Below are 2,911 nucleotides of genomic sequence, written 5' to 3'. Positions count from 1 at the left end.
GGGGGGGGTCAAAATTGGTGGGAAAAAGGGGTCAATTTTCAACGGGAATCTTCAGTGGGATGTTAGTTTTTATGATATGGGTAACATAATGCTCATAAAATTGAATAATATGGGTAATTATTTCAGAAGTAGATTGTGTGATGGTCAAGGATGATGAGGTTGTACCCCTGGAATCCAGGTATAAAAATAATATCAGGAAGAAGGACATTAAAGGGTTATTAAAATTTATGAATATTTTTTCGGTTAAGAGGGGTTTTGTTGTGACGAAGGACATAGAAGGCAAAGAATTGATTGACGGTAAGTTGATTGTATTTGTACCACTATGGAAATGGCTTTTAGAGCGGGGAGATCATGCTTGATGAATAAGGTTTAGGATCATTGTTGAAACCGCTCTAAGACAAAGGATTAAAATATGTAATATATAGGGCATGACCCTGGCATACAACCATCATCAAAATGGCATAGAAGATGTGCTGAATAATATTCAGCATGAATAGCTTAACATTATCCGTTCCTCGATTCATGTTTACATGGAAAATGATAATTGTGTGGAAGTAATCATAATACAGGGTGAGGCAGGAAAGATCAGCGAGATATACAAGAACATTGTAAAGAACAAAGGTATACAGCACGTCAAACTGGATACTATCAATCCACAGGAAATATAGGGCTTTTTACTCCAGACCCAAAAACTCACCGGCTCTATAAGTCGCGTGAGTTTGAGAAATATCAAATAATCCCCCACTCTTATGTCCTGTTAACTCATATTTAAATAAACTTAACACTCGTTCCATAGTTACATGAAGATTATTATGAAATTTTAATATAGGATTGCCAGAATTTTTGAAAAAACAGAATGTACCCAAAAATTATATATAGTTTGGTTGTTTTATTTTTATATTGTAGGTTGTATGTATGAATTTATTTCCTGAATAGGAAATATTTCAGGGCACCTGTGTGGGTGAATTATCGACTGAAGCCCAAAAAACAGCATGGCTTCAGTCGGATAGATATACCAACTTATTGCTATTGTGAAGCAGTAGCTTTTGATATATTAAGAAATGATGGAATGTGGTGGACATGATAAATGCAATAGATGCAATAGATGCAATAAAAGTAAGGAACATCACAAATACCTATGCAGAACCATTAGTTGACGAAATAATGGGAATATATATATCGGTCAGGGATCTTGATGACCATGAAGTGCTTCAGGATTCTTCGAATCATCTTGAAGCTATTTTGCAAAGATTGGATTATTTAATTGCAGTGAGTATCAATGATACCTATGTGGAAAATATCCTACATGAACTTAAATTTACCTGTGTGTTTGATTCAATTGCCAGATTCAGAAGCCTGTATACTGCGAAACTGGAAATCGAACATGCACATTTAATACTCTATAGTAATAATCCATGGGAGATTCTCACAAATTTCTCTTATCTCCAAAATTACATTCGACTTGCTTCTACTGAATATAAGGGAGCAGGACTTAAGCCAGATGATACTGTAGTTATTATTGGAAGCGGACCACTCCCCATCTCTCTGATAATGATGTGCCATCAGTATGGAGTAAGAGGGATTGGAATAGAACAGGAAACCGAAAGAGCAGAACTTTCAAGAAAAGTACTGGAAAAACTTGGTCTTTCTGATCAGATTAGGATAATAACCGGAAATCATTCAATACTTCCCTTAAAAGATACTGCTGAACTTATCATGGTAGCTGCTCAGGCAGAACCAAAACAGGAGATTTTCGATTATCTGGCTGAGGCACTGCCTGCAGGCACTAAATTGTCCTACCGCATCTATGAAAAGGGATTAAGAAGGTTACTGGACACATTTTTCCATTACGATTTACCTGAATCGTTTGAAGAATACCTCCGGATCAGACCTGAACCTCCTGTTAACAATACAGTTGTATTTGTGATCAAAAAAACCTAATGATCTCGCAGACTGTTAATTATTTTCCACTATTCAATTGCATCAATGGCTCTTTTATATGCCAGTTCAGCTATTACCGGGTCTGCACCCAGGGGTTCAGCATAGATCAGGTTAACATCTTTACCGTTTAATCTGATGGTTGTGCTGCGATCTTCCCTGCTTATACCCAGAATCTGTGGTATATCTTCGGTAGTATGTACACCGTGAGCAAGGAATATAGGGACAGCTATGATATTTGATATGTCGGCATTCTCGAAGGACTGTAATCCTTCATCCATAGTAGGATTATTCATGTTCATAAATCCTGTTCGTACAATAGTATCAGGATGTTTCTCTGCAATCTGGTTGGCAACTGCAGTTATTACTTCCTTGTTGTACGGGAGTTTACTTCCATGTCCTAATACCATTATTCCGATTTTTTCATTCATACTTATACACCAATTAAATTTTATAAAGTAACACTAACAAACCATAAAGTACTACATCAATCTAACAGTAATCAAATATAAAGCTTTGCTCAACAGAATGTCTGTGAAACTATGGCGTCATTCTAGCATCTGAGTCAATAAAGTTAGACAGCCACACACTAATATCCGCATCGGCCACGTCCCTATACGCATCCTCAACAAGTGCAACAAAGTCCCTAAGAATCTCAGGTCGTTTCACATCAGATTTAACTAAAGGAAGTTGTGGAAACTTTCTAATCAATTGCCTTGCTTCCTGAAGTTCTTCATCCGTAACATTTTGCAATTCCCTCACAAAATCATCCACATCACACAAAACAGTCTCAACATAATCCTCATTTTCAAGATTAGATAAAACAGCAAGAAGAGCTCCATATTTTGTCATTTCCTTAGTCGTCTTACTTCTTCCTGTGCGCATTCGAATATGCATTCTACTCCACCGATGGTTCAACTCCTCAAGCGCATTATGTCTAACCACATCCAAAATCTCCCCTTCATTGTTCACA

At 37.0% G+C, this 2,911-nt stretch carries 4 protein-coding genes and 1 pseudogene; 3 read left to right on the top strand and 2 right to left on the bottom strand.

From position 1 onward, the window contains the following. The first annotated feature begins 137 nt into the window (after positions 1–137). The 3 genes and pseudogenes from HF974_06765 to HF974_06755 all read left to right on the top strand — a co-directional run bounded on the left by HF974_06765 (position 138) and on the right by HF974_06755 (position 1,941). Positions 138–359 (top strand): ATP-binding protein, encoded by a 222-nt coding sequence (locus HF974_06765; GenBank protein MBC2698029.1) that lies wholly within the window; start codon positions 138–140, stop codon positions 357–359. A 144-nt stretch (positions 360–503) separates the two neighbouring features. Further along, positions 504–668 (top strand): annotated as a pseudogene (locus HF974_06760) (nickel-responsive transcriptional regulator NikR). 412 nt (positions 669–1,080) lie between these two features. After that, positions 1,081–1,941, top strand: a complete 861-nt coding sequence (locus HF974_06755) for a methyltransferase (protein ID MBC2698028.1) — start codon at positions 1,081–1,083, stop codon at positions 1,939–1,941. A gap of 29 nt (positions 1,942–1,970) precedes the next feature. On the opposite strand, the gene cfbA is transcribed toward HF974_06755, so the two are convergent. Beyond that, complete coding sequence (cfbA, locus tag HF974_06750) at positions 1,971–2,369, bottom strand: sirohydrochlorin nickelochelatase (protein ID MBC2698027.1); 399 nt, start codon at positions 2,367–2,369, stop codon at positions 1,971–1,973. Positions 2,370–2,478: 109 nt separating this feature from the next. Further along, the gene (locus tag HF974_06745; GenBank protein ID MBC2698026.1) at positions 2,479–2,835 is read right to left on the bottom strand and encodes a hypothetical protein; all 357 of its coding nucleotides are present in this window, start codon (positions 2,833–2,835) and stop codon (positions 2,479–2,481) included. Positions 2,836–2,911: the final 76 nt, after the last annotated feature.

The organism is ANME-2 cluster archaeon (assembly GCA_014237145.1).
Lineage (GTDB): Archaea > Halobacteriota > Methanosarcinia > Methanosarcinales > Methanocomedenaceae > Methanocomedens_A.
Note: the sequence above shows the minus strand (reverse complement) of the source record. Positions and strands in the feature narration are given on the sequence as shown.